The sequence below is a fragment of the Rhodococcus sp. (in: high G+C Gram-positive bacteria) genome (assembly GCF_049286785.1).
Classification (GTDB): domain Bacteria; phylum Actinomycetota; class Actinomycetes; order Mycobacteriales; family Mycobacteriaceae; genus Rhodococcus_F.
Genome location: NZ_JBAQEO010000205.1, coordinates 1 through 24,918, shown reverse-complemented (window position 1 = coordinate 24,918; position 24,918 = coordinate 1). Strand labels below are relative to the sequence as shown.

Here is a 24,918-nt window from a genome sequence, read left to right as displayed (position 1 = left end):
TTGTATCAACTAACGTTGCATTCGATGTAAAGGAGGCGTCCCATGAATGCCACGATCGGCGAGTACCTGGCAGGCAAGGACCCGGACGCCGTAGCCCGGCTGCTGCATTTTCGTGACCTGGTGCTGGCGTGTGGCGAGGTGGAGGAACGAGTGCACCGGACCGAGATCGCGTGGGCTCGCACCCGCGTATTCGCCGCCGCGTTCATCTATTCGTCCCGGCTGGAGGTCGCGGTCGATCTTCGGCGACGAGTGCACCACCCCCAGTTGCGGGAGGCGTTCCCCACCACCAGGACGGTCATCACGCATCGCATGACGATCACCGAGGACGGCCAGATCGACGACTCGCTCGGGGAACTCCTGGCCGAGGCCTACGAGACGGTAGGTCCGGGAACGCATGCACGATAGCCGTCGTGTCAGGGGTTGCTGCCGAGACAGCGTGGATGCGATGGTGAGAGTGGGGCTGGTGCGAGTGAATCCGGGGCCTCGGTTCCGGTGTCGTGACACCGCCGCGTAAGTAGACCTTCGCGACGACCCGCCGAGCCTTCCCTTGTCATCAAGCACCAGGAGGCTCACCGTGGGTAACCCGTCCGAGAACGATGTCAGGAGCCAGGTTTTCCGGGGCAGGGTCGACGTCGACATCCGCGATTCGGTTCCGGACTGGACGCCCTTTCTGCAGCCGAAGGCGCCACCCGGAGCACCGAATGTCCTGATGATCGTCTGGGACGACGTCGGTTACGGGGCGATGGATGTGAACGGCGGACCCATCGAGACCCCGACAATGCGCCGCATCGCCGACGCCGGCATCCGGTACTCCAACTTCCACACCACGGCATTGTGTTCTCCCACCCGGGCGTCCCTGCTCACCGGTCGTAATGCCACCAGCAACAACATGGCGTGTATCACCGAGGCGTCGGCCGGCTTCCCCGGATTCTCGGCGCGGATCCCGTTCGAGAACGGCACGATCGCCGAGGTGCTCGGGGAACGCGGCTGGAATACCTATGCGATGGGCAAGTGGCATCTGGCACCGGGCGACGAGGTCGACATGTCGGCGTGGAAGGCCCGCTGGCCGCTGGGACGCGGCTTCGAACGGTTCTACGGATTCCTCGCCGCCGAAACGAATCAGTGGTATCCGAACCTGGTCGAGGACAACCATCCGGTCGATCAGCCGGCACAGCCGGAGGACGGATACCACCTATCGAAAGACCTTGTGGACCAAGGAATCCGATTCATCCGCGACGCCAAGATGGTGGCACCGGACAAACCGTGGATGATGTACTTCTGCCCCGGCTGCAGTCACGCACCGCATCATGTCTTCAAGGAGTGGGCCGACAAGTACAGGGGTCGATTCGACGAGGGCTACGAGGCGATCAGGCCCGCCATCCTGGCCCGCCAGAAGGAAATGGGCCTGCTTCCCGCGGATGTGGAACTCTCACCGATCAATCCCCACGGCGAGCCCCGGACCGCCGGGCCCGACGGACAACCGTGGCCGTTGATGGATTTCGTGCGCCCGTGGGATTCACTGAACGACGACGAGAAACGGCTCTTCGTCCGCATGGCCGAGGTGTATGCCGGATACGTCTCGTACACCGACGACCAGATCGGCCGTCTCATCGACTACCTGGAGGAGTCGGGCCAGCTCGAGAACACGATCATCGTCGCCGTCTCCGACAACGGGGCCAGTGCCGAGGGCGGTCCCAACGGCTCCGCCAACGAGAACAAATTCTTCAACGGCCTGCCCGATACGATCGAGGACACTCTCGGGCGGATCGACGAACTCGGCAGCCCCACCACGTACAACCACTACAACACGGGCTGGGCGTGGGCGTTCGACACCCCGTTCCCGTACTGGAAGCGGTTCTCCGGGTACGAGGGCGGGGTCAGCGACGTGTGCGTGGTCTCGTGGCCGCGGGGCATCGCCGCCCGAGGCGAGGTCCGCGACCAGTACGTCCATGCGGTCGATGTGGTCCCGACGTTGTACGACTTCCTCGGCATCGAACCTCCCACGACGTTGAAGGGCTTTCCGCAGACACCCATCGAGGGTGAGAGCTTCGCGGCGACGATCGGCGACACGTCGGCACCCGGCCGCAGAACGCAGTTCTACTCGATGCTGGGGATGCGGGCGATCTACCACGACGGCTGGCTCGCCAACACCGTCCATCCCCCTATGTCGGGCTGGGGACACTTCGATCACGACGTCTGGGAGCTCTACCATCTCGACGAAGACCGGACCCAGGCCCATGACGTCGCCGCCGAGAATCCCGACCTGCTCGAGCGGATGAAGGGCCTCTGGTTCTACTACGCGGGCATGTACAAGGGTCTGCCGCTCGATGATCGCACCGCGCTGGAGATCGGCATGTCTCCACGACCCCAGCCGTCCGAGCCGCGGGATCGGTACGTCTATTACCCCGGCACCGCCGAGGTACCACTCGGGTCGGCGGTGAACATCGTGCGCCGTTCGTTCGCTATCGCCGCCGGGGTGGTGATCGACTCACCCGATGCCGAGGGCGTCCTTCTGGCGATCGGCGGTGTCGGCGGCGGCCTATCGCTCTACGTCCGGGACCGCCGGTTCCACTTCGTCTACAACTGGCTCGGCGAAAAGATTCAAAAGATCTCCGCCGACACCGAGATCAGCGCCGGACGGCACCTGCTCACAGCCGGTTTCCGAGTCACCGGCGGCGATCCCACGGGAAGCGCCCTCGGCACACTGACCCTGTTCCTCGACGAAGAGCAGGTGGGCAGCCTCGACATCATCACCCAGCCGGGACCCTTCTCCCTGAGCGAGGGCCTCAGCGTGGGACGCGACAGCGGTTCGCCCGCTTCCCCCGACTACCGGCCACCGTTCACGTTCACCGGCGGGACGATCGAAGCCGTCGTGGTCGACGTGTCGGGCGACCGCTTCGTCGACCACGAGAAGGAGGTGCTCGCCTACCTCATGCGCGACTAGGCGGGCACCTCCCCTGGTACTCGCGTCGCTCAGCCGGCCGCGCCCTCACCGACCGACTGGACGGCCGCGTGCCGGTGCAGGGCCATCTCGGCCTCCAGGTTCTCCGGTTTCAGGTCGAACACAACGTCTTTCACCGTTCCGGTGAACACGTACGGCGCCTTGTTCTCGTAGTCGCGGTCGACCACGAGACCGTTGTCCCGGCCCACGTCCATCCCGGCGTAGGTCGAGAACGAGACGGGCACCGTCCGCGGCATGTCGCCCTCGCCGATCTTTTCGTCGTTGGCCCACAGCGTGACGTGCCCACCGGAACCCGGGGTCGGTTCATCGGTTTCGAACAGCATCTTCACACTGACGTCACCGGTCGGGATCTTCTTGTCGGACACCTGCTTGTAGGTCTCCACCCCGAGGTACGAATAGGTGTGGTTCAGCCTGCCCTCGCCGTCGACCCACAGTGCGAATCCGCCGATGAAGTCGCCGTTGGCGACGACGACACCTTCCGCACCACCCTCCGGCACCTCGAGCCTCGCCTCGATGGCATAGGAGCGCCCCATGACACGGGGAACCATGCCCCGCTGGACGTTCTGGACATCGCCGTGGAACCTGAACCGGGTGACCGTCGGCATCGGTGGAAGCAGACCGAAAAACATGGACAGGCCCCCGAGCAGCGGGAGCGCTCGGTTGCGCTCGGCCTCACTCCACCACAGTTCCTTCAGTTCCGCGACCTTCTCCGGGTTGCCTGCCGCAACGTTGTGTGCCTGCGAGAAATCGTCGGGCAGGTAGTACAGCTCCCAGACGTCGGCGTCCGGGTCCCAGACACCGGGTGCGAACCGCTGGATGGTCTCCGGCGAGAAATCCCACGGCGCCTTGTCCAATCGGGCACAGGCCCACCAACCGTCCTTGTAGATGGCACGGCTGCCGTACATCTCGAAGTACTGCACCACGTGCCGCTCGTCGGCGGACGCGTCGTCGAACGTGTACGCCAGAGACGTACCGTCCATCGGCTCCTGCTCGATGCCGTCGACGGCGGTCGGCGCGGGCACCCCGACAACCTCCAGGACGGTCGGGCAGATGTCGATGCAGTGGGTGAACTGTGTCCGCATCGCCTTGTCCGGTTTGATCCGGTCAGGCCACGCCACCACCATCGGGTCGCGGGAGCCACCGAGGTGGCTGGCCATCTGCTTGCCCCACTGGAACGGTGTGTTGTTTGCATGCGCCCAGGCAGATGCGAAGTGCGGGGCGGTGTGGTCGCCGCCGAGCGCGTCGATTCCGCCGTACTCCTCAATCAGTTTCAGCTGTTGCTCGGCGTCGAGCACCAACCCGTTGAGGAAGGTCGTCTCGTTGAACGAGCCCGTGACCGTGCCTTCCATGCTGGCGCCGTTGTCGCCCCAGATGTAGAAGATCAACGTATTGTCGAGGTCGCCCATTTCGGTGATCGAGTCGAGAAGCCGTCCGACGTTCCAGTCGGCGTTCTCCGAATAGCCCGCGAATACCTCCATCTGCCGGGCGCAGAGCTTTCTCTGGTCGTCGGACATCGAGTCCCAGGCCGGAAAGAGGTCCGGACGCTCGGTCAGTTCGGTGTCCTCGGGCACGATGCCGAGTTCTTTCTGGCGCGCGAGTGTCCTCTCGCGGTACGCATCCCAGCCGTCGTCGAACCGCCCCTTGTACTTGTCTGCCCACTCCTTCGCAACGTGGTGCGGTGCATGTGAGCACCCCGTGGAGTAGTACATGAACCACGGTTTCCGCGGGTCCTGCGCTCGAACCTCATGCAGCCACGTCACCGCCTTGTCCGTGAGATCGTCGGGGAAGTAGTACAGGTTGCCGTTCTTGCCCTCGGGAACACCGAGCGTCGAGTTGTCCTGAGTGATGACCGGATCGTACTGTCCCGCCGCTCCGCTGAGAAAGCCCCAGTAGTGGTCGAAGCCCCATGCCGACGGCCAGTGGTCGAACGGGCCCGCAGCCCCCGCCACGTTATCGGGGCTGAGGTGCCACTTGCCGAATCCGCCAGTGACATAACCATATCACGCAGGATCCGAGGAAGGGCCGCGCAAGACCTCGGTTTCACAGAAGTGTAGCCGGGAAAGGGGCCGGGAGATTCTGCGATCGAACCGAAGCCCACCCGGTGGTGGTTGCGGCCGGTGAGGAGCGCGGCCCGGGTAGGTGAGCACACCGCCGTCACGTGAAAGCGGTTGTACGTCAAGCCCATCTGCTGCACGCGGGCCAGATTGGGAGTGCGAATGTCACCACCGAATGCGTCGGGGCCGCCGAACCCGGCGTCGTCGATCAGCACGATCAGTACATTCGGGGCCCCGTCCGGCGCCTTCGGCCCGGGGACGATGGTCCAGTCGGGGGCGGAGTCGTTCAGCGTACGGCCGATCGTGCCACCGAAGTTCCGGTCCGGAATCGGCAGCCGGGTACGATCTGGCTCGAACTTTCCCATGGCCTCCGCCAGTGAGGCTTCGAGGTCGTGCAGTCGCCCGCCTTCCATCTCCACCACCGACATCATCGGCGACCCGGCGAGCGCTCGTTCCACCGCCAGTTTGCCCCCTTCCGGCAGAACCACGATCGCCACAGCAGAGCCGGCAGCGAGGGCCTGCCCGATCTTCTCCTCGAGGCCACTCTTCAGTCGGTGGTCTGCGAACTTGCCCACCAACCCACCGCCGACGGCGCCGACGGCCGCTGCCGCGAGCAACGGCGGCGCGAACAAACCCACGGCCACACCGACCCCCGCACCCCAGCCGGCACCCTTGCGGCCCAGTCGGTCGCCGGTGTCGATCAGGGTGGTGGTGCCATCCGCATCCTTGGCGACCAGCACCGCACCCTCGATGCCGACCCGTTTCTCCTTCACCTCCATGGTCAGGGCATCGAAGTCGCGGCGGGCACCATCCAGATCTTGGTAACCGGCGACGAGGACCAGAGTGCGGTCATGACTCATGGGGTTCTCCATTCGATTCGGTGCGCCGTCCGCTACCGGCGCGCAGTGGTGGAGGGTTCTCTTCCATGCTGGTCCGAGCGCGGGTCCCCTGACAAGAAGCAAGCAGTCCCAACATCCGGAGCAGAGCCTGTTGCCGCTCCGGCCCTGACGGGTTTCGACGTGGTCCACGGGGGAACTACCGATAGATGACCGAGACGAGTGACCGGGCGCAGCTCAACGGATTGAGAACGCCGAAGTCCGCGGCGGTAGCAGGGATAATTTTCGCGGTACTGTTCACTTCCTGCGTAGTCCTGATGATCACCGCGCTCCCCGCCGACGTTGCGTCACCCTGGGTGCACGGACGGACGAGGATCAGGACGGCACTGGTGCTGGCGCCCTTTGCAGGCATCGCCTTCTTGTGGTTCATCGCGGTCGTACGGGACGGGTTCGGACACCTCGAGGACCGGTTCTTCACCACGGTGTTTCTGGGCAGCGGGCTGTTGTTCATGGCGATGACGTTCATATCGATGGCGATTGCCGGCGCCATCCTCGACGAATCCGGAAGACCGGATGCTTCATCGAACGTCATCTACTTCGGCCGTGAGGCGATGGTGCACATCAACACCGCCTTCGGGCTGCGCATGGGCGGAGTGTTCATGATTTCACTGGGAACCATCTGGCTACGCACACAGCTGATGCCTCGATGGCTCGTGATCCTCACCTATCTGATCGCCCTGACCCTGCTGCTGGCGATCGGCTTCAGCCTGTGGGTGGTACTCACCTTCCCGGTCTGGGTGTTCCTCATCAGCGTGCACATTCTCCTGACACATCGGCACCCGTCATGGGCACATGTGCCAGACCGATGAAACATTCGTCGGAAACGACGCAATTGTGTCCGTTTCCTGCGAACCGCCTGCATGTGAACCAGAGAAATGTGTGGGCGGGCAGGCGCCTACTTCCGCGTCGTACTTCCCCACGAGCTAGAGTCCTGCACGCACCACATGTTCGCCGAACCACTCGATCGATTCCGACGGCGCGAAATCCGCAAACCACACATAGAACCGCTCGACCCCCTGCTCCGACAACATCCGAAACCGCTCGCGCAGGGCGTCGGCGTCGCCGCACACGAGTCCCGATCCCAGATGTCCGAACCTCCGGCCACACACTCTTTCGACCTGCTCGAGGGATGAGTCACCGTACACAGGAGCGACCATCTGTTGCACCGAGATTCGAGCCGATCCGACCCGACCGGCCAGGTCCGGCAACCGGTCGAGATTCGGTGCGGGAAGATTCCACCAGTCGGCGTATTCTCTTGCCAGCGCGAGTGTCCGCGGACCGGCGCCCCCGATCACCAACGGTATCCCGGCCTGTGGTTTCGGATACTGGGACATCGGATACCGGGACATCGGCGCGTCGGCGCCCTCGTGCGCGCGGGGCTCGTCCCAGAGTCGACGGATCACGTCGAGGCTCTCGCCCATCCGATCGACTCGTTCGGACGGCGGGGCATCGGTGATGTCGAAGCCGTTCAACTCTGCGGGAAACGATCCCCATCCGAGGCCGAGTTCGAACCGGCCCCCACTCGCGTGATCGAGCGTCACGGCCTGCTTTGCAAGCACCGCGGGATGGCGCATCGAGTCACACAGAACGAGATGCCCTATACGCAGAGTCTCGGTCTTGGCGGCCACCCACGTCGCGAGGGTCATCGCCTCCCAAATGGTCTGCTCCTCCGCCATCGGAGCAACCAAATGATCGATGAACGCAACGCCCGTGAACCCCGACCGTTCTGCAGCAACCGACCGCTCAACCATGTCCTCGATACCCAGGCGGACCTGGGGAAGAAACAAGAACCATTCCGTCACCGGTCGGGCCCCGTCCTGTCATGAGGCGCGGAACTCGGCCGTAGGCATCCTTGTGGCGCGCGGTGATGACTGCACGGGCCAGAGCCGGCAGTTCCATCGTCTCCGTTGCGTGAACGTGGGGAGTATAGAAGCCCACAGAAGGAACGAGTCGACAAATCAGGAAAGCAGGGCATCCGCGTCACCTCGGCATGAGTGACTCGAACGATGCCGGAGCATCACCCGGAACCACATTGCCCTGCGTGTACGTCTGACCGTCCGGACCGACGTATCGACCCGTGTTCGGGTCGTACCTCGCTACCGGAATCTGCGGTGCCTGGAAGTCACCTGGAGGGAACTGGTTCGGCGAGGGGTAGGGGTCGGGGACGACGCCCTGTTCGGACAGACTCGGATCGGGCGGATTCGTACCGATCGGCGGCTGGCCCGTCGCCACCGGCCGAAAGTCCTCATCGCCGCGGCACATCTCGACAGTCGGTGCACGCTTTCCCGGTACACCCATGCAGGGGTAGTTGCGGGCTCCACGCACCGAGATCGGCGAGTCCTGCGGGAGCTTGCAGTACAGGCCGTCCGGCGTGTCGATCTCACTGACGTCCTGTGGATCGCGTCGCTCTCCCACCGGAAGGAATCCGACGGTACATGACGGCTCCGCGTCTGACTGCATCCGGAAGCTGGCCGGCGTCAGCCCGCCCTCGCTGTATCCCGGGCCGTATGCGATGACGGCCTCGATCAGACCCGGCAACAGCACCAGAATCTGCTCGAGTGAGGGGTTGTACGTCACCAGAACCTGCTCCACCGTCGTGAGATTCGCAAGCAGCACCGGTACTGTGGGCTCCACTTCCCTGAGGAGACCATTGATCTGATCCGTCAAACCGGGACCTTGCTGGAGCACCGTGCGGACGTGCGGGTCGTTCTGCCGAATCTGACCGGTGATCCCGGCAAGGCTGGACGCCCACTCCGCGATCTTGTCGGCGGACTCGATCTGGGTGTCCAGCAGCGGCCCGGCCTGCTGCACAAGCTGCTTCATCTGATCCGAGGCCTCGTTGGCACCTGAGACCAGCGTCTCGGTCGCATCCAATAGTGCTCCGAAGTCGTCGCCCGACCCGTTGAACGCGGTAAACGCCTCACCAACGAGAATCTTCGTCTTGTCCTGCGGGATACTGCTGACCAAGTTGGAGACCTGATCGAGCAGTGGCCCCACCTCACGCGGCAACGTCACCTCGGAGTCGATCACGGACCCATCTTCGAGATACGGGCCATTGTCGGTCCTGGGCCTCAGATCGACGTACTGCTCGCCGACGGCGGACACGCTACGCACGTAAGCCTCGAGGTCGGCCGGGATCTTCGCGGAATCATCGAGCGACAGCGTCACGTCCACGCCATCGGACGTCAGATCCAGCGCGGTGACCTTCCCGACTGTGACACCGCGGTACGTGACATTCGAGAACTTGTAGAGGCCACCCACCGCCGGCAACCGAAGGGTGATGTTGTCCTTGCCGATACCCAGGAATGTCTGAAACTGGATGTACCCGAGGCTGACGACGCTCACACCGATGACCGTCAGCACGGTGAAGATCGCCAGCTGAACTTTGACGAACCTGGAAAGAATCACCGTCCACCTCCGGGCAGCGTCAGCCCAGGCACCGGCGGAAGATGAATCGGTGGAAGCCCGGGAATCTCCAGCGGATCCGGCGGCGGAACCACCGTCGCCGGAGTCACAGGCTGGGCAAGGGGATTCGTCGAATGCGGCGCCGTGGCGGGAGTGCTGCCGACGATGCTCGGCAGCGCAACCACCGACCGACCGAGCGGCGTCCCCGCGAGCAGTTCGTTGCGGAACCGCCCGACCCGGAGGTCGAGAGTCGCAAACAAGTTCATGTAGTCGCCCCGGACCTGGTGGTCGACAACGTATTGCGAGAACGGGTACAGCGCGGCCCCGGCCAACGCCTTGCCGAGCACCGGGCCCGCGTCCGCGACGGCCCGCAATGTCGGCGCCAGATTGTTCAGCACCGTCAGTAGATCGGACTTCGTCGCGTCGATCACGTGCGTGGCGGTATCACTGAACGTGCCGAGGCGGGTGGCCGCGTCCACCAGGTGCCTTTGTTGATCCACCAGCACCTGCAGCGCGGGCGGAAGCTTGTCGAGTGCGTCGGCGACAACGGCGTCCTGTGCCGATACTTCCGCTGCGAGACGATTCAATCCGTCGATCGTGGTGATGATGTCACCGCGCTGCGCATCGAGAGTTCCAACGAGGGTATCCAGCCGCCCGAGCAGGCTTCTGATCGAATCCTGCCGACCGTCGAGACCGAGGTTCAGCTCGTGCATGATGTCGTTGAGCTGACCGAGCCCACCACCGTTGAGTACCACCGACAGCGACGACAGCGTCTGCTCCGTGGACGGGTAGGTTCCGGACCTGCTCAGCGGTACGGTGTCCCCGTCCTTCAACTCGCCTTCGCGCGCCGTCCCCGTGGGTGCCCGCAACTGTAGGTGGCTCGATCCGAGCAAACTGGTCTGGCCGACGCTCGCGATCGCGTTCGCGGGTACGACCACATCACCTCGCACCGAGACATCGACGTCGGCGCTCCACCCGTTCACCGCCAGAGTCGTCACACTGCCGACCACGACATCGTCCATCAAGACAGGCGAGTTCTCGGTCAGTGTGCCGACATTCTCCATCTGGATGTGGATTACTATCGATCCACTGCCGCGACCTTCCGCGCCGGGCAGAGCGAGCGAGTTCAGGCCCTGCCAGTTGCAGCCGGTCAGCAGAACGGGCGTCAACAGTCCGGCGACTGCGAGCCGGACGCGGCCGGCGCGTGACGGAGAAGTCATCGCCCACCTCCGATGGGGGCTAGTAAATCCTCGATCGACGTCGTCGGCGGCGCACCCGGCGGCTGCGCTGACGCGGAGTCCGGAATCAGATCCGGCTCGGTGTAGATCAACCGGTCCTGGGGCACGGTCGGCTCCAGAATCGGATTGACCGGCACCGGAAGCGAATTGAGAGACAGGGTGCTCAGGACAGGCCCCAGGTACTCTCGGCAGAGGTTCGCCCCCTCCTCCGCCGTTGCGTTCTGGATCGCCCCGACGGCCGAGCAGATTGCTTGGATCGGATTTGCGAAACTGTTGAGTGCGAACGCGCCCGCCGCAGTGCCGGTCGCCGGATTGTAGATGTTGTTGTAGTTCGCCAGACCGTTCGGAGCAACGTGCAGAAGCTGTGCCAGCGAATCCCTGTTATCGACCAGTATCTGCGTCACTTGACGCAGCTTGTCCAACTGCTCGGGTGCGCCCTGCCGATTCTCCGCCACGAACCGTTGCACGTTCACCACCGCCGAAGACAGGTTGGTCAGGGCCGCATCGAGGTTGTTCCTGTTGGCGTCGATCAGGCTGGACACGGATGCGAGCCGGTCTTCGAATTGCACGATCTGCTCACCACTTCCCGACAGTGCATCGACGAAGATCTGCAGGTTCTTGATCGTGTCGAACAAGTCGGTACTCTCGTCCGACAGAATCTTTGCCGAACCGGACAACTGGGTCAGCATGTCTTTGAGCTTGCGCCCGTTGCCGTCGACTGCGTCGGCGGCGCTGTCGATGAAGTTTCCGAGCGTTCCGGTTTTCGATTCGGCGGTCGGGCCCACGGCGTCCGCAAGTCGCTGGAGCTGATCTTTGATGTCGTCCCATTCGATCGGGATCGCAGTACGCTCGAGCGGAATCTCGGCGCCGTCCGCCATGGTCGGTCCACCGTCATGATACGACGGTGTCAGTTGCACGAAACGAGCTGCGATCAGGCTCTGAGCCACGATGACCGCTTTGGCATCCGCCGGCACTTTCACATCGCGGTCGACTCTCAGCACCAGTCGGATTCGGTCGCCCTGCGGCTCGATGGACGAGATGGTTCCCACCTGCATCCCCGCGACGCGGACGTCGTCACCTTCGTAGAGCGCAGTCGCGGACGTGAAGTACGCCGTGATCGTATGGGGCCCGAACACAACCCGATATCCGGCATATCCCCCGACGATCATCATCAGCGCGATGATCGTCACGACCGCAGCCTTGGTCACCTTCGTTCGCGTCATGGGGTACCCCCTGGCACCGTGATACCGCCGCCTCCGGGAAGCGGAAGCGGCTGAGGTGGCAGATCGAACGCCGAGTTGATGAATGGTTGAATCATCTGGGCAGGAATAAGATTCGCGACATATGCGTTGTACCACGGCCCGGTCGACACTGCCTCGCCGAGGGCTGTCATGTAGGTCGCGAGGCCGGGTAGAAGGGCGGAAATATTGTCCCGGTTCTGGATCAGCATGTCTGTGAACGAATTGAGTTGGTCCAAAGCCGGTTTGAGCTGAGCCTCATTGTCCGCTACCACCCCGTCCAGTTGCGTTGCTACTTCCGCCGTGTTCGCGAGCAACTCCACGATCGCCTGGCGACGCTGGTTCAGCACACCAAGCAGATCGTTGGCGTTGAGAATCAGCGAATTCACCTGCGCACTTCGCTTGGCGAGTACTCCTGTCACCTCACCGGCGGTGTCGAGCAAATCACGCAGGCCCTGATCGCGCGTGTTCAGCGTCGATGACAACCGGGTCAAACCGTCGAATGTCGGACCCAGTTCCGGGGTTGCCTGATCCAGCGTGGACGACAAAGTGTCGAGCGAACTGTTCAGCGTCTCGGTATCGGTTCCTTCGACTCCGGTCGTCAGGTCACCTAGGGCGTCCGTGAGCGAGTACGGCGAAATGGTGCGCTCGACCGGAATGATCTCGCCCGCACGCAACCACGTCTCGCCGACCGATTCCACCTCGAGTTGCCGCTTGCCGAGGGCGGAACTCGTCTTGATCTTCACGATCGACTCGGTACCGAGGAGCACGTTCGCGTCTACCGTGAACTCCGTTGCAACAGTACCGTTGTCGAGCTCCATTGCGGTCACTGTGCCAACAATTACACCTGATATGGCGACGTTGTCACCGATCTCGAGTCCACCCACTTCGTCGAAGACGGCACGATAGGTGAGTCCCGAGTTCACCGGCCATACCTTGCCGAACTGCAAGCCGGTCAGAATAACCGCGATGATCACGATGATGCCGATGATGCCGACACGCGAGAGGTCCGTATCACGAAAACGAATCATTCGTCCGCACACCGCCCTTCGGTCTGCGCGATCCATGGCAGCGTGATCGGAGGACCCCCGTCGACACCGTCCACCTTCACCGCCACCCCACACAGGTAGAACTGGAAGAAGCTGCCGTAGATGCCGAGCCGCGCCAGCTTCCGGTAGTTGCCCGGAGCCCTCTGCAATACAGCCTCGATCGGACCCTTTTCGCTGTCCAGGGTCGGCGCGACGGCGGCCAGGTTGTCGAGGGTCGCATGGAGCGGTCCACGTGTCTCGGTCAGAAGATCGGCAACTGTCGCGGTTCCCGTGTCGATGGAGGTGATGGCGTCACCGATCGGATCACTCTGTTGTGCAAGACCAGACACCAAGTGCTCCAGTCTGTCGATCGCCGCCGAGAATTGGTCGCCCTTGGCGCTGATCGTTCCCAGCACGGTCTTCAAGTTCTCGATGACCTGCCCGATCAGCTGATCTTTGTCCGCGAGTGCGGACGTGAACGAGCTCGTATTCGACAACAGCGAGACCAGTGTTCCGCCCTGTCCCTGCAGCACCTGAACCAACGACGCGGTCAGCTTGTTGGATTCGGCCGGATCCAGGGCCCGAATGAGCGGTTTGAAGCCACCGATGAGCAGGTCCAGGTCCAATGCGGGCGCTGTCCGATCGACCGGAATCTCGGAGCCCGCCGCGAGCGGTTCGGGATTGCCGGGGCCGTCGAGCAACTCGAGAAAACGGTCGCCCACCAGGTTGAGGTATCGCACGGTGGCCCGTGAGCCTTGGGTCAGCGTCGAGGTCCGGTCCGCGTCGAACGTCACGTACGCAAGGTGGTCGTCGCCGAGCGTGACGTCGTTGACGGTACCGACACGAATTCCGGCGATGCGGACGGTGTCCCCCTTGCGTAACCCGGACACATTGGTGAACACCGCAGTGTAATTGGCGGTTGCACCCGCCCGGAACTGGCCGAACACAACGACCAAACCGAAGGTCACCAACAGCATCACCATGGCGAAGACGCCGAACTTCAACGCCGCGGCTCGCGTCGTCTTCGTCACGGGAAACTCACCCCGTTTCTGCCGAAGAGAATTTCCGCCAGCGATTCTGTACTGACAATCGGTGCCGTGTTCGGATGGTCGAACGGATTGGCTCCGACGTCGGCGACAACGTACTTTGCCATATGGCCGCGCGGAACCGCCGGCAGAAGCCCGCACTGATCACCGCCCGTGGCCGCCACCTTCGGCAGGTTCTCCGGGTACTCGTACGGCTTTGAACCCCATGTGAAGCTCACCGAGAACTGGACGCTGGAACCGTTCTCCACAGCGGTATCCCTGAACGCTGCCAAGCCGGTGAGCAGACACGTCAGAGTCGCGTTGTACTCATCGGTGAGTTCGACCGTCGGGATCAGCTCGTGCAGCGTGCCCTCGAGCGCCGGCCCGTTGTTTCCGAGCACGCGATCACCGATATCCGACAGTCCGATCACTCCCGTCAGCAGCCCGTCGAGGTTCGCTCGCTCGTCGACTACCGTCTGCCCGATCGCGGTCGCGTTATTCGCAACGTTCAGCAGATCGGGAACCGACCGCGCATAGGTGTCGGTAACGGAAGCCGCCGCGGTCAGATCATGCTGGAGTTCGGGAGTCACCTCGTTGAGCTTCGAGACCACGGTGTCGAGGTCCACGAGCGTCTGACCCACGTCGTTGCCCCGCCCGTCCAGCGCGGTCCGGATGGCTCCGAGTGTCTCGTTCAGCCTCTCGGGCGAAATCTTTCCGAGAACATCGGTCAATTGCTGGAACAAGGTGTTGAACTCGGCCGTGACATTGCCCGAGTCGAGCACGGTGCCGGCAGTGATGTGTTCGGGTGACGGGTCGGCGGGCGGGATCAAATCGACGAATTTCGCGCCGAAGACGGTCGTGGACCGAATATCGACAAGCGTGTTAGACGGGATCAGCGGAAGCTTGTCCGGATCCATATCGAGCGTCAGAACCGTCGTGCCCCCGTGCTCGTCGATCGAGGCGACCCTACCGACCAGAACACCACGAAACTTCACCTTGGCGTCCGGGTTCATCACCAGACCCGCACGGGAGGACACCACCGTCAGCGCGGCCGACCGGGTGAAACCCCCCGAGAACATGACCAGAACGAGACCGATGACCAGGACCACCACCGACACGAAAATCAATCCGGCGAGCGGACGAATACTGTGAATCATCATCTCCCCTAACCCGACAGGTTGAAATTTCCGTCGCCGCCGTACACGGCGAGGGACACGAGCAACGTCACGGACACCACGGTGATCAGCGACGCACGAACTGCGCTGCCGACGGCCACGCCTACCCCGGCCGGTCCGCCGGCAGCGTGGTAGCCGTAGTACGTATGAACGAGCATGATTGCGATCGCCATCAGGATCGCCTGCAGAAACGAGTACAGAATGTCGATCGGATTGAGGAACGTCGAGAAGTAGTGGTCGTACAGTCCGCCCGACTGCCCGAACAAGAGGACGGTGGTATATCTGCTGGCCAGGAAGGACGCGATGACAGCCAACGAGTACAGCGGAACGATTGCAAGAACTCCCGCGACGACGCGGGTGCTCACCAGGTACGCGACAGACGGAATGGCCATGGCTTCGAGGGCGTCTATCTCTTCATTGACGCGCATCGCGCCGAGTTGCGCGGTCGATCCGGCGCCGATAGTGGCTGCCAACCCGATGCCGGAAATTACGGGAGCGGAGATGCGAACATTGATGAAAGCCGCAAAAAACCCTGTCAGAGCCTCGATTCCAAGGTTTCCAAGCGAACTGAAGCCCTGCACCGCAAGGGTGCCACCGGCTGCGAGGGTGAGGAATCCTACGATGACGACGGTGCCTCCGATCACCGCCAGCGCACCTGATCCCATGCTGATTTCGGCAATCAGACGCACCGTCTCCCGCTTGTAGCGCATTGCCGCACGAGGCGCGCCCCGTAATACGATGCAATAGAAGATTGCGTGATCACCGATCGATCCGAGAACATCGATCGGCACACTCAGTCGCCGGAAAACCAGCGGATGTGTAGCTCTGACAGCCATTTTGGTTTGCCCCCCGTTCAACTCACGGTCAACCTGATACCGATGGCAGTGACGACCACATTCACGACGAACAACGACATGAATGCGTAGACCACCGTTTCGTTCACCGCGTTTCCGACACTCTTGGCTCCGCCTTTGACCGACAAACCCCGATAGCACGCGACCAGCCCCGCGATCAGACCGAAGAGCAGTGCCTTGACGCAGGACAGGACCACTTCCGTCAGATGTGTCAGCAACGTGATTCCGGAGACGAAAGCGCCCGGATTGACATCTTGGAGGAAGACAGAGAAGAGGAACCCCCCGACGATTCCGACCGTGCAGACAAGGCTGTTGAGCAGCAACGCAACCAGTCCGGAGGCCAGCATTCGCGGCGTGACGAGTCGTTGCACCGGATTGATTCCGAGCACTTCCATCGCGTCGATCTCCTCCCGAATGGTGCGCGAGCCGAGATCGGCGCACATGGCCGTTGCACCTGCGCCGGCAACGATGAGAACCGTCACGACGGGGCCGACCTGAGTAACCGCGCCCAACGCAGCACCCGCGCCACTGAGGTCGGCAGCACCGATTTCGCGAAGCAAAATATTCAAGGTGAAGCTGACAAGAACCGTGAGTGGAATCGCCACCGCGAGGGTGGGAGCGAGCGATACCCGCGCGACGAACCAGGACTGTTCGATGAACTCAGCGGTCTGAAACGGGCGCCTGAACAAGCATCGAACAGCTTCGGCGGACATCGCGAAGAGTCCACCCACACCGTTCAACGGCGCGTTGAGTCGACCGCTCATGCCGGCAGTGCTCCGCACCGGCCCCTACCCCGTTCAAATGGCGCCAAGGCACTGTCACATACCGCCTCGCACACCGAGGCGGACGCCCCTTCCCCGACGACTATTCCCATGGCCTTGTCCTCCACAATCGATTCGAACGATGCTGAGAAATGACACAATCAGATTCATGTACCGCCGCGTCGGCGATGCTCGGCCGAACTCGCTTGTACCATAGACTTTTTCGCCCATTTGGTTCCGTATCGACGAACTTTCGGCCACAGTGACGGTCACACGAAGTCCTACCGGCCGGTTCGTTCCGATCCATCGGATCCTTTCGAGTGAGAACCCGTGACACGTTCTCGATAAATGCCGCTCTCATACAGGCGAATCAATTCCGCGCTTACCGTACGCGCGAAGCGCATTGCACGGAACCCCTTCAGGTGAACGAACTTCCGTCGACTCGGCGATCCGGTCTGCACCGCACCGAAATCGCGCACCGACGGGTTCCGTGATGTCGAATATCCGGCACGCATGGTTCACTGCCGCTCGGGCCCGCCCCAACACTTGCGTCGGCTCGCGACCGATTACGGCGCTCGAGATTCATTCCTCTCCATCGGGTACTGATAATGCCATTCTCTCCTCGGGACAATGTCGAAATCACAATACCCGAACCCTCACGTCCCCGACGGGAGATTGAGGCCCCTTCGCGCCATCATGCCTGCGACCCGAACCTGGCGAACCGCGTTGAACCCCAGTGTTGCATCGCCGAGTTCTTCGTTCCCTCAACTAAAAACCACAATCCGGGTTGGCACGCCCCCTTGCGACGGCACTGAGAGGTGCACTCTTCTTTTTCGCAAATTTAGTTTACGCTGATGCCGTGCTCGTCCGATCGGATGGTGTTGTCGATTGTCGGCCCGCTCTCTGTGACCGTCGGCACGGGAGCACGGCTGCAATTCCGGTGCAGACTGCGTGAGCCGGCCGATGATCGGCGCCTCACGATCACACTGTCAGTCGGAAACCGCACGATCCACTGCTCCGCGATCAGTGCAGTTTCGAGTTGACATGGAGGTGAACGGCGGAATCGGTGTCTACGAAATCTTCGTCTGATCAGGCGATCTCATCGGTCCCATGTCCGTTCCGGCCTACGTCTGCTGGGGCGGGGCAATCGCCGACGGCGGTCACCGGGCACTCTCGCCGACAGTCGGTCGGTCAGCGTCTCGCCCGGTATTCGTATGGCGTGCGGAGTTCGATGCCGAGCGTGAATGAGAAGCGGTTCGCCGTCGCAGATTCGGAGCCGCAGACTCGGCCTCGATCGAGAACTATGGTGCGAGAAACGATGTGGCGAATCAGCACCGTTCTTCGGACACCCGGATTCGCGCGATCCTAGTCGAAAGTGCTTGACGTGGTGGCTGTGACGGTGTTCACTCGGATGCGATTCTCAGATCCGGCGGGCTTTCTACGCTCTTCGCACTCACATCCCGCCTCAAACAATGTGGCTCCTGGCGAGAGAGCGAGTGTTCCATGACGATCAGCGCTACCAGCGACCTCTATTTCGATCCGTACGACGTGGACATCAACAACAACCCTTACCCGGTCTTTCGACGGCTGCGTGAGGAAGCCCCGATCTATTACAACGAGCGGCACGATTTTTATGCCGTGAGTCGCTTCGACGATGTCAACCGAGCCCTGGTCGATCACCAGACCTTCATCTCGGGTCGAGGGGCGATCCTGGAGCTCATCAAAGCGAACATCGAGATTCCCTCCGGGGTACTCGTGTTCGAGGATCCGCCACTCCACGACATACACCGCAAATTGTTGGCTCGGATGTTCACACCGAAGAAGATCAGCGAGCTCGAGCCCAAGATCCGTGAGTTCTGCGCTCAAAGCCTGGACCCACTGATCGGCACCGGGCGGTTCGACTTCGTCGCCGATCTCGGTGCACAGATGCCGATGCGGACAATCGGCATGCTGTTGGGCATCCCCGAGGAAGACCAGGAGGCCATTCGAGACTTTGCGAATGAGCAGATGCGAACCGAAGCGGGCAAACCCATGAAAGCCGCTGAGGACGGCATGGTCACCGGTCAGATCTTCGCCGCCTACATCGACTGGCGGGCAGAGAACCCCTCCGACGACATCATGACCGAACTTCTCAACGTCGAGTTCGAGGACGAGACGGGGAGGACGCGCCGACTGACCCGCGACGAACTGCTGACCTATGTAAACATCGTGGCCGGGGCCGGGAACGAGACCACCACGCGGCTTATCGGTTGGGCCGGCAAGGTACTGGCCGAGCATCCGGATCAGCGGCGTGAGTTGGTCGAGAACACCGCGCTCATCCCCAACGCCATCGAAGAGCTTCTCCGTTTCGAGTCGCCTGCTCCACACGTCGCAAGATATATGACCCGCGATGTCGAATACTACGGCCGGACAGTGCCGGCGGGCAGCACGATGATGATGCTGATCGGATCAGCCAACCGGGATGATCGCCGGTATCCGCCGGACGGCGACGTCTTCGACATCCACCGGGCGGCAGCACGTCAACACCTCGCTTTCAGCGTCGGAACCCATTACTGCCTGGGCTCCGCGCTCGCTCGTCTCGAGGGGCGGGTAGCGCTCGAAGAGATCTTGAAGCGGTTCCCCGAGTGGGAAGTAGACCTGCCGAACGCGAGCCTCTCCGCGACATCCACCGTTCGAGGTTGGGACAAACTCCCGGCATCCACGTCCTGAGCTCTGCGATGCCGGCGATGGTGCTCGACGGCAAGATCTCTCCGCTTTCTCCAGACAGAAACACATCAACGGTGCTTCTCCGTTGACTCCCACAACACACGTCAAGGAAGAGGAAATAATGGCTGGTCGAGTTGAAGGTAAAGTCGCATTCGTCACGGGCGCAGCTCGTGGCCAGGGCCGTAGTCATGCGGTGCGGTTGGCCGAAGAGGGTGCCGACATCATCGCGATCGACAGCTGCGAGCAATTCGACAACGTGCCGTACCCGTTGGCGACCCCGGACGATCTCGCCGAAACTGTCGATCTGGTTAAGGGTTTGGGACGACGTATCGTGTCGTCGCAGGTCGATGTCCGTGACCTGACAGCCATGAGGGAGCTGGTCGACAGTGGAGTCGAGCAGCTGGGCCGACTCGACATCGTGGTCGCAAACGCCGGCATCGGTTCCAGCGGCGGAATGATGGAGGACATGGAGGAGTCGGTCTGGAAAGAAATGATCGACATCAACATGACCGCTGTGTGGCTGACCGCAAAAGTCGCGATCCCGCACCTCGTGGCCGGTGGCCGCGGTGGGTCGATCATTCTGACCAGCTCTGTCGGCGGAATGAAGGCGTACCCCATGATGGGCCACTATGTCACCGCCAAGCACGGCGTCATCGGGATCATGCGCTCCCTCGCCGTAGAACTCGGCTGGCAGAACATCCGCGTCAACTCGGTCCACCCGACGCAAGTAAGCACCCCCATGGTGATGAACGACGCCACATTCAAGATGTTCCGTCCGGATCTCGAGCACCCGACGGCCGACGATTTCGCGCCGTTCTCCCAGCAGAGTCACGTTCTTCCGACGCCATGGGTCGACGCCACGGACGTCAGCAACGCAGTGTTGTTCCTCGCGTCCGACGAGGCTCGCTTCATCACCGGTGTACAGCTGCCCATCGATGCCGGCGCCTGCCTCAAGTAGGTTCACCAGGCCGAATTCCGGGAACCGGCTCGCGCTGTACGGCCCTGGGCACCGCGAGCAGCCCAGCACTCTGCACCGCAACAACATTGAGATACCACTTCGGCCATCGCACCATTCGGGGGACGCACCCCGACAGTGCGCGATCGCAAGCGCGCGTTCACCGAAGAGGATCGACCGAAACCTTGCGGGCATCCAGCACAGGGAAGTACAGTTCTCGAAATCGGGAAGGAAGTTCTTACAAATCGGGACCGGCGACCTCACAAATCCTGAAGCAACGATCCGGTGAGCGGCGCCCGGACCGGCGCGAGGGGTTCTGCCCTCTGAGCCACCAATCATCTCCCGCGCGATCGGCACTGCACACCAATCTTTCTGAATAGCAACATATTCCGGTCGGTGGGTCAGCGCACGCTGGAGGAATCCGACGAAACAGACGAAGGGGACCACTGTGGGACGCGTTGACGGCAAAGTCGCATTCGTCACGGGCGCCGCGCGGGGCCAAGGCCGCAGTCACGCAGTCCGTTTGGCCGACGAAGGCGCGGACATCATCGCCATCGACCTGTGCAGCGATATCACGTCGATCGGGTACTCACTCTCACGGCCGGAAGATCTCGAGGAAACCGCACGGCTGGTGGAGAAATCGGGACAGCGAATCGTGACGGCGCAGGCCGACGTACGAGACGCAGCTCAGCTTGCATCGGCGCTCGAACGCGGTATCTCCGAGTTGGGCAGGCTCGACATCGTCGTCGCACAGGCCGGCATCGCCGGCATGAAGGGCGAGCCGCAGATACAGGCCTGGACCGATGTCATCAATACCAACCTCGTCGGGACAATCAATGCGATTCAGGTAGCGTTACCGCACCTTTCCGACGGCGCCGCAATCATCGCCACCGGTTCCACAGCCGCTCTGATCGATACCAACAAGGTGGACAACCCGGGCAAGGACCTCGGCGGTGCGGCGTATGTGACTTCCAAACGCGCGCTGTCCCAGTACGTGCACGACCTCGCCACCCATCTGGCACCGCGGGGCATTCGCGCGAATGTAGTGCACCCGACCAACTGCAATACTCCAATGTTGCAGAGCGAACCGATGTACCGTTCTTTCCGGCCGGATCTCGAGCACCCGACCCGCGCGGACGCCGAACCAGTCTTCGGAGTCATGCAAGCAATGCAGGTGCCCTACATCGAACCCGAGGACATCAGCAACATCATCGTTTTCCTGGCCTCCGAAGAGGCCCGGTACATCACCGGCATGCAGATGCGTGTCGACGCCGGTGGCTACCTCAAGTGGTACGACTACCACGTCTGATCCGAATATCTCGTTGCGCGTTCACATTTTGCTTAGATTGCGATGATCGACCGGTCAGCCGGTCCGGCGGAGGGAACGTTTGTGAAGGTTTGGGTTGACCCGGAGCGATGCCAAGGGCACACGCTGTGCGCGATGGCAGCTCCCCGTGCGTTCGAACTCGATGACCTCGATGGTCATGCGACTGCCGTTTCCGGAAGGGTCCCTATCGACCAAGAGGAGAACGTGAGCGAGGCGGCGCACTCGTGCCCGGAACAGGCGATCTCGTTACTGCCGGACAATTCTCCCCGCGTCGCTGTCAACCAGGAGCAATCCACAAGGACAGTGCGATGAGCGTCGATAACGTCGAGTCGGACAGCGACCGCAAGAGGAACCGCTATCACTTCGATCGGCACACTCCGGAATATCGTCATAATTTCGAGGCGATCACCGAGGAGTTGCACGCAAAGTGTCCTATAGCCTGGACGGACGCTTATGACGGCCATTGGGTCGCCAGCGGCAGTCGCGAGGTCTTCGAGCTGGCTCGAAGCCCACACGTGTCGAACGATCACGACCTGAATAACGAGCGCCGCGGGTACAAGGGCATTTCGATCCCGAGCGCCCAGCGCGTCGGCGTCGTGCGCGGTGGAATGCTGGAAATGGACGACCCTGAGCACCGCGAATACCGTGCCGTGCTCAACCCGTACCTGTCCCCCGCCGCGGTCCAGCGGTGGGTTCCCTTCATCGACGACGTCGTTCGCGCGTGCATCGATGAGAAGATCGAGACCGGACAGATCGACTTCGTCGACGATCTCGCCAACATCGCACCGGCCGTTCTCACACTGGCGATGCTCGGAATTCCGTTGAAGAAGTGGTCGATCTACAGCGAGCCGGTGCACGCTTCGGTGTACACGCCGGAGGATTCCCCCGACATGATCCGGGTCGCCGAAATGCATCGGACGATGGGGTTGGATCTGGTCACAAGCCTCAACGACATCAAGGAGAACCCGCGCCCCGGTTTGGTGAATGCGCTCACCAACCTTCAGGTCGGCGGTGAGCCCGCGCCCATCCTGGAACAGGTAGGAATGCTGGGATTGCTCATCGGTGGTGGATTCGATACCACCACCGCACTCACGGCGCACTCGCTCCAGTGGCTATCGGACAATCCCGAACAACGCGAGATGCTCAGCCTCGAGCGTGAGACGCTGCTGAACCCCGCCACCGAGGAGTTCTTGCGATACTTCACACCAGCGCCCGGTGACGGACGCACAATCTCCGCAGACCTGGAGATCGACGGCACACAGCTCAAAGAAGGTGAGCGGCTGTGGCTGTCGTGGGCGATGGCCAACCGGGATGGTTCGGTGTTCCCCGAACCCAACCAGATCATCTTGGACCGCAAATCGAATCGGCATCTCAGCTTCGGCCTGGGCGTCCATCGCTGTATCGGCTCCAACGTCGCGCGCACCGTTTTCAAGTCGATGCTCACCGCGGTGTTGGACCGAATGCCCAACTACCACTGTGACCCTGACAGCGCCGTGCATTACGACACCATCGGTGTTATCCAGGGCATGCGCAACCTCCCGGCAACCTTCACCCCCGGCCCTCGGCGAGGCGCCGGTCTCGACGAGACCCTCGACAAGCTCCAACGGATCTGTGATGAGCAGGAGCTTGCACGGCCCTTCACCGAACGCCCGGAGGTAGCAGATATCAGCTGACGAGCATTGCTCGTCGACAAGTCGGCAGTCCGTGACTTTCCCTCCTGCCGTCGAACATGGCACCACCGAGCGCGGGCTCGAGTTCTCATGCCACGATCCGAGACTGCTACGAGGAGGAACATCCCACGTGCTGTGGACGAACACACGCGCCGAGCGGTCCGACCCACCGGCGACAACACGCAGCAAGACCGCAGCGGAGTCGGCACGTGAGCGAGCCACCGCCGCACGACTCGCGGCCGAGGCGGCAGAAAGCGAAGCCGAGGTAGCCGAGGCCCGTGATCGCGCAAGCGCAGCTCGCCTGGCCGCAGCTCGAGCGGAAGAAGTAGTGCAGAAAGAACCGGCGAAAGTTGCCGGTCGGCAGCGGTCCACCAGGGCAATCGCCGCTGTCGTCCTGGCGTGGCTGGCCGGCTTCGCTCTTCTCGGCGTGAGTGGCCACTTCGTCAAGCACCATCATGACGTGACCACGCGGCAGGCGGAGAACGCCGCGTTCGTGCAGGCCGCTCGACAGGGAGTGATGAACATGACGACCCTGGATTTCAACAACGCCGAAGCCGACGTGCAGCGCGTCATCGACGGGTCCACCGGCGGTTTCCGCGACGACTTCCAGGGACGATCCGAATCCTTCATCTCCACCGTGCAAGCCTCGAAGGTGGTGACGGAAGGAACCGTATCCGACGCCGGAGTCGAGTCCACCGACGGCGATTCGGCCGTCGTACTGGTCGCGGCAACCTCCGAGGTCACCAATACCGCCGGCGCGCAAGAAGAGCCGCGATCTTGGCGACTGCGTGTCACCGTCAGCCCGGACGGCGACCAACTCAAGATGTCGAAGGTGGAGTTCGTACCGTGACCGCAACCGACAAGCTCGAGAAGAAATCCACTCCGGCTCAGCACGACGTGTCTGCTTCGACCGACCACAGGCCCTGGGACACGACGGGAACAGATACGACGGGAACAGTCGAAGTCACAGCGACCACCCAGGACCAGCCGAAGACCCGGTCGGCGCGGTTCGGCCGCCGGGCCGTCATCGTGTCAGCGCTCACTGCGGTCCTGCTGACCGGGTCAGCGATTTTGGCGTCGGTGCTGTACTTCGTCAACTACCGCGCCGATCAGAGGGTGAACGGCACCGTGCAGTCGGAGGTTCTCAGCGCTGCGACCGACGGCGCCGCCGCCGTGCTCACATACCGCCCCGACACGCTCGACGCCGATTTCGCGAACGCCGAGTCGCGGTTGACGGGCGACTTCCTGAACTACTATTCGGGATTCACCGAGCAGGTGGTGGCTCCCGCAGCGAAGGACAAAGCCGTCGAAACCGAAGCGACGGTGATGGGGACCGCGATCACTCGCATCGACCCTTCCTCGGCGACGGTGCTGGTGTTCATCAACCAGACCACCACCAGCAGGGACACCCCCGACCCCACGATGACCACCAGCAGCATCCGCCTCGGGATGCAGAACGTCGACGGACGCTGGCTGATATCCAGCTTCGATCCCGTCTGACCGACATCCAAGGCCGACGGAGAGCAGCTGAGCGAGAATGGCGTGGGTGACTCTCTCCACCTCGAACCCTTCAGCCCTGGAGTCCCCGATCATGCACCTCGATCTGGACGGCAGTCTTACCGCC

Annotated in this window: 18 protein-coding genes and 2 pseudogenes; 10 read left to right on the top strand and 10 right to left on the bottom strand. The window is 62.5% G+C overall.

Translation table 11 applies throughout. The features are described from left to right. Positions 1-42: 42 nt before the first annotated feature. Both WAW17_RS08450 and WAW17_RS08445 read left to right on the top strand, forming a co-directional pair. Positions 43-405: a DUF5655 domain-containing protein gene (locus WAW17_RS08450; protein WP_422332533.1), complete on the top strand. Its 363-nt coding sequence runs from the start codon at positions 43-45 to the stop codon at positions 403-405. 169 nt (positions 406-574) lie between these two features. Beyond that, a complete protein-coding gene (locus tag WAW17_RS08445; RefSeq protein ID WP_422332532.1) occupies positions 575-2,944 on the top strand; it encodes an arylsulfatase in 2,370 nt (789 codons plus the stop codon). Between the two features lie 29 nt (positions 2,945-2,973). Here the strand turns inward: WAW17_RS08445 and WAW17_RS08440 are convergent. Next, a pseudogene (locus WAW17_RS08440) lies at positions 2,974-5,876 on the bottom strand (arylsulfatase). 185 nt (positions 5,877-6,061) lie between these two features. On the opposite strand from WAW17_RS08440, the gene WAW17_RS08435 reads away from it, so the two are divergent. Beyond that, entirely contained in the window at positions 6,062-6,721 is a 660-nt protein-coding gene (locus tag WAW17_RS08435) for a hypothetical protein (protein WP_422332531.1), read from the top strand. Between the two features lie 114 nt (positions 6,722-6,835). Here the strand turns inward: WAW17_RS08435 and WAW17_RS08430 are convergent, their stop codons facing one another. From WAW17_RS08430 to WAW17_RS08390, 9 genes are all read right to left on the bottom strand, one after another. After that, the gene (locus WAW17_RS08430) at positions 6,836-7,714 is read right to left on the bottom strand and encodes an LLM class flavin-dependent oxidoreductase (RefSeq protein WP_422332530.1); all 879 of its coding nucleotides are present in this window, start codon (positions 7,712-7,714) and stop codon (positions 6,836-6,838) included. 178 nt (positions 7,715-7,892) lie between these two features. Continuing rightward, positions 7,893-9,320 (bottom strand): MCE family protein, encoded by a 1,428-nt coding sequence (locus WAW17_RS08425; RefSeq protein WP_422332529.1) that lies wholly within the window; start codon positions 9,318-9,320, stop codon positions 7,893-7,895. Next, entirely contained in the window at positions 9,317-10,537 is a 1,221-nt protein-coding gene (locus WAW17_RS08420; RefSeq protein ID WP_422332528.1) for an MCE family protein, read from the bottom strand. The genes WAW17_RS08425 and WAW17_RS08420 overlap by 4 nt, the downstream gene beginning before the upstream one ends. Continuing rightward, positions 10,534-11,778, bottom strand: coding sequence for an MCE family protein (locus WAW17_RS08415; protein WP_422332527.1), 1,245 nt, complete (start codon positions 11,776-11,778; stop codon positions 10,534-10,536). Before WAW17_RS08415 ends, WAW17_RS08420 begins: the two co-directional genes overlap by 4 nt. Then, positions 11,775-12,824, bottom strand: coding sequence for an MCE family protein (locus tag WAW17_RS08410; protein ID WP_422332526.1), 1,050 nt, complete (start codon positions 12,822-12,824; stop codon positions 11,775-11,777). Before WAW17_RS08410 ends, WAW17_RS08415 begins: the two co-directional genes overlap by 4 nt. Next, positions 12,821-13,852: an MCE family protein gene (locus WAW17_RS08405; RefSeq protein WP_422332525.1), complete on the bottom strand. Its 1,032-nt coding sequence runs from the start codon at positions 13,850-13,852 to the stop codon at positions 12,821-12,823. The genes WAW17_RS08410 and WAW17_RS08405 overlap by 4 nt, the downstream gene beginning before the upstream one ends. Then, positions 13,849-15,003 (bottom strand): MCE family protein, encoded by a 1,155-nt coding sequence (locus WAW17_RS08400; protein WP_422332524.1) that lies wholly within the window; start codon positions 15,001-15,003, stop codon positions 13,849-13,851. The genes WAW17_RS08405 and WAW17_RS08400 overlap by 4 nt, the downstream gene beginning before the upstream one ends. An 8-nt stretch (positions 15,004-15,011) precedes the next feature. After that, positions 15,012-15,857, bottom strand: a complete 846-nt coding sequence (locus WAW17_RS08395; RefSeq protein ID WP_422332523.1) for an MlaE family ABC transporter permease — start codon at positions 15,855-15,857, stop codon at positions 15,012-15,014. Between the two features lie 17 nt (positions 15,858-15,874). After that, positions 15,875-16,639, bottom strand: a complete 765-nt coding sequence (locus tag WAW17_RS08390; protein ID WP_422332522.1) for an MlaE family ABC transporter permease — start codon at positions 16,637-16,639, stop codon at positions 15,875-15,877. A gap of 1,500 nt (positions 16,640-18,139) precedes the next feature. Here WAW17_RS08390 and WAW17_RS08385 point away from each other — a divergent pair. From WAW17_RS08385 to WAW17_RS08355, 7 genes and pseudogenes are all read left to right on the top strand, one after another. After that, the gene (locus WAW17_RS08385; RefSeq protein ID WP_422332521.1) at positions 18,140-19,345 is read left to right on the top strand and encodes a cytochrome P450; all 1,206 of its coding nucleotides are present in this window, start codon (positions 18,140-18,142) and stop codon (positions 19,343-19,345) included. A gap of 118 nt (positions 19,346-19,463) precedes the next feature. Then, entirely contained in the window at positions 19,464-20,300 is an 837-nt protein-coding gene (locus tag WAW17_RS08380; protein WP_422332520.1) for a mycofactocin-coupled SDR family oxidoreductase, read from the top strand. A 445-nt stretch (positions 20,301-20,745) separates the two neighbouring features. Continuing rightward, positions 20,746-21,606: a mycofactocin-coupled SDR family oxidoreductase gene (locus WAW17_RS08375; RefSeq protein ID WP_422332519.1), complete on the top strand. Its 861-nt coding sequence runs from the start codon at positions 20,746-20,748 to the stop codon at positions 21,604-21,606. A gap of 81 nt (positions 21,607-21,687) precedes the next feature. Continuing rightward, positions 21,688-21,867 (top strand): annotated as a pseudogene (locus WAW17_RS08370) (ferredoxin); the annotation flags it as partial. Positions 21,868-21,932: 65 nt separating this feature from the next. Further along, positions 21,933-23,297: a cytochrome P450 gene (locus WAW17_RS08365; RefSeq protein WP_422332518.1), complete on the top strand. Its 1,365-nt coding sequence runs from the start codon at positions 21,933-21,935 to the stop codon at positions 23,295-23,297. 127 nt (positions 23,298-23,424) lie between these two features. Continuing rightward, positions 23,425-24,144, top strand: a complete 720-nt coding sequence (locus tag WAW17_RS08360) for a hypothetical protein (protein WP_422332517.1) — start codon at positions 23,425-23,427, stop codon at positions 24,142-24,144. Further along, on the top strand, positions 24,141-24,794 hold the full coding sequence (locus WAW17_RS08355) for a hypothetical protein (RefSeq protein ID WP_422332516.1): 654 nt from the start codon (positions 24,141-24,143) through the stop codon (positions 24,792-24,794). The genes WAW17_RS08360 and WAW17_RS08355 overlap by 4 nt, the downstream gene beginning before the upstream one ends. Positions 24,795-24,918 lie beyond the last annotated feature (124 nt).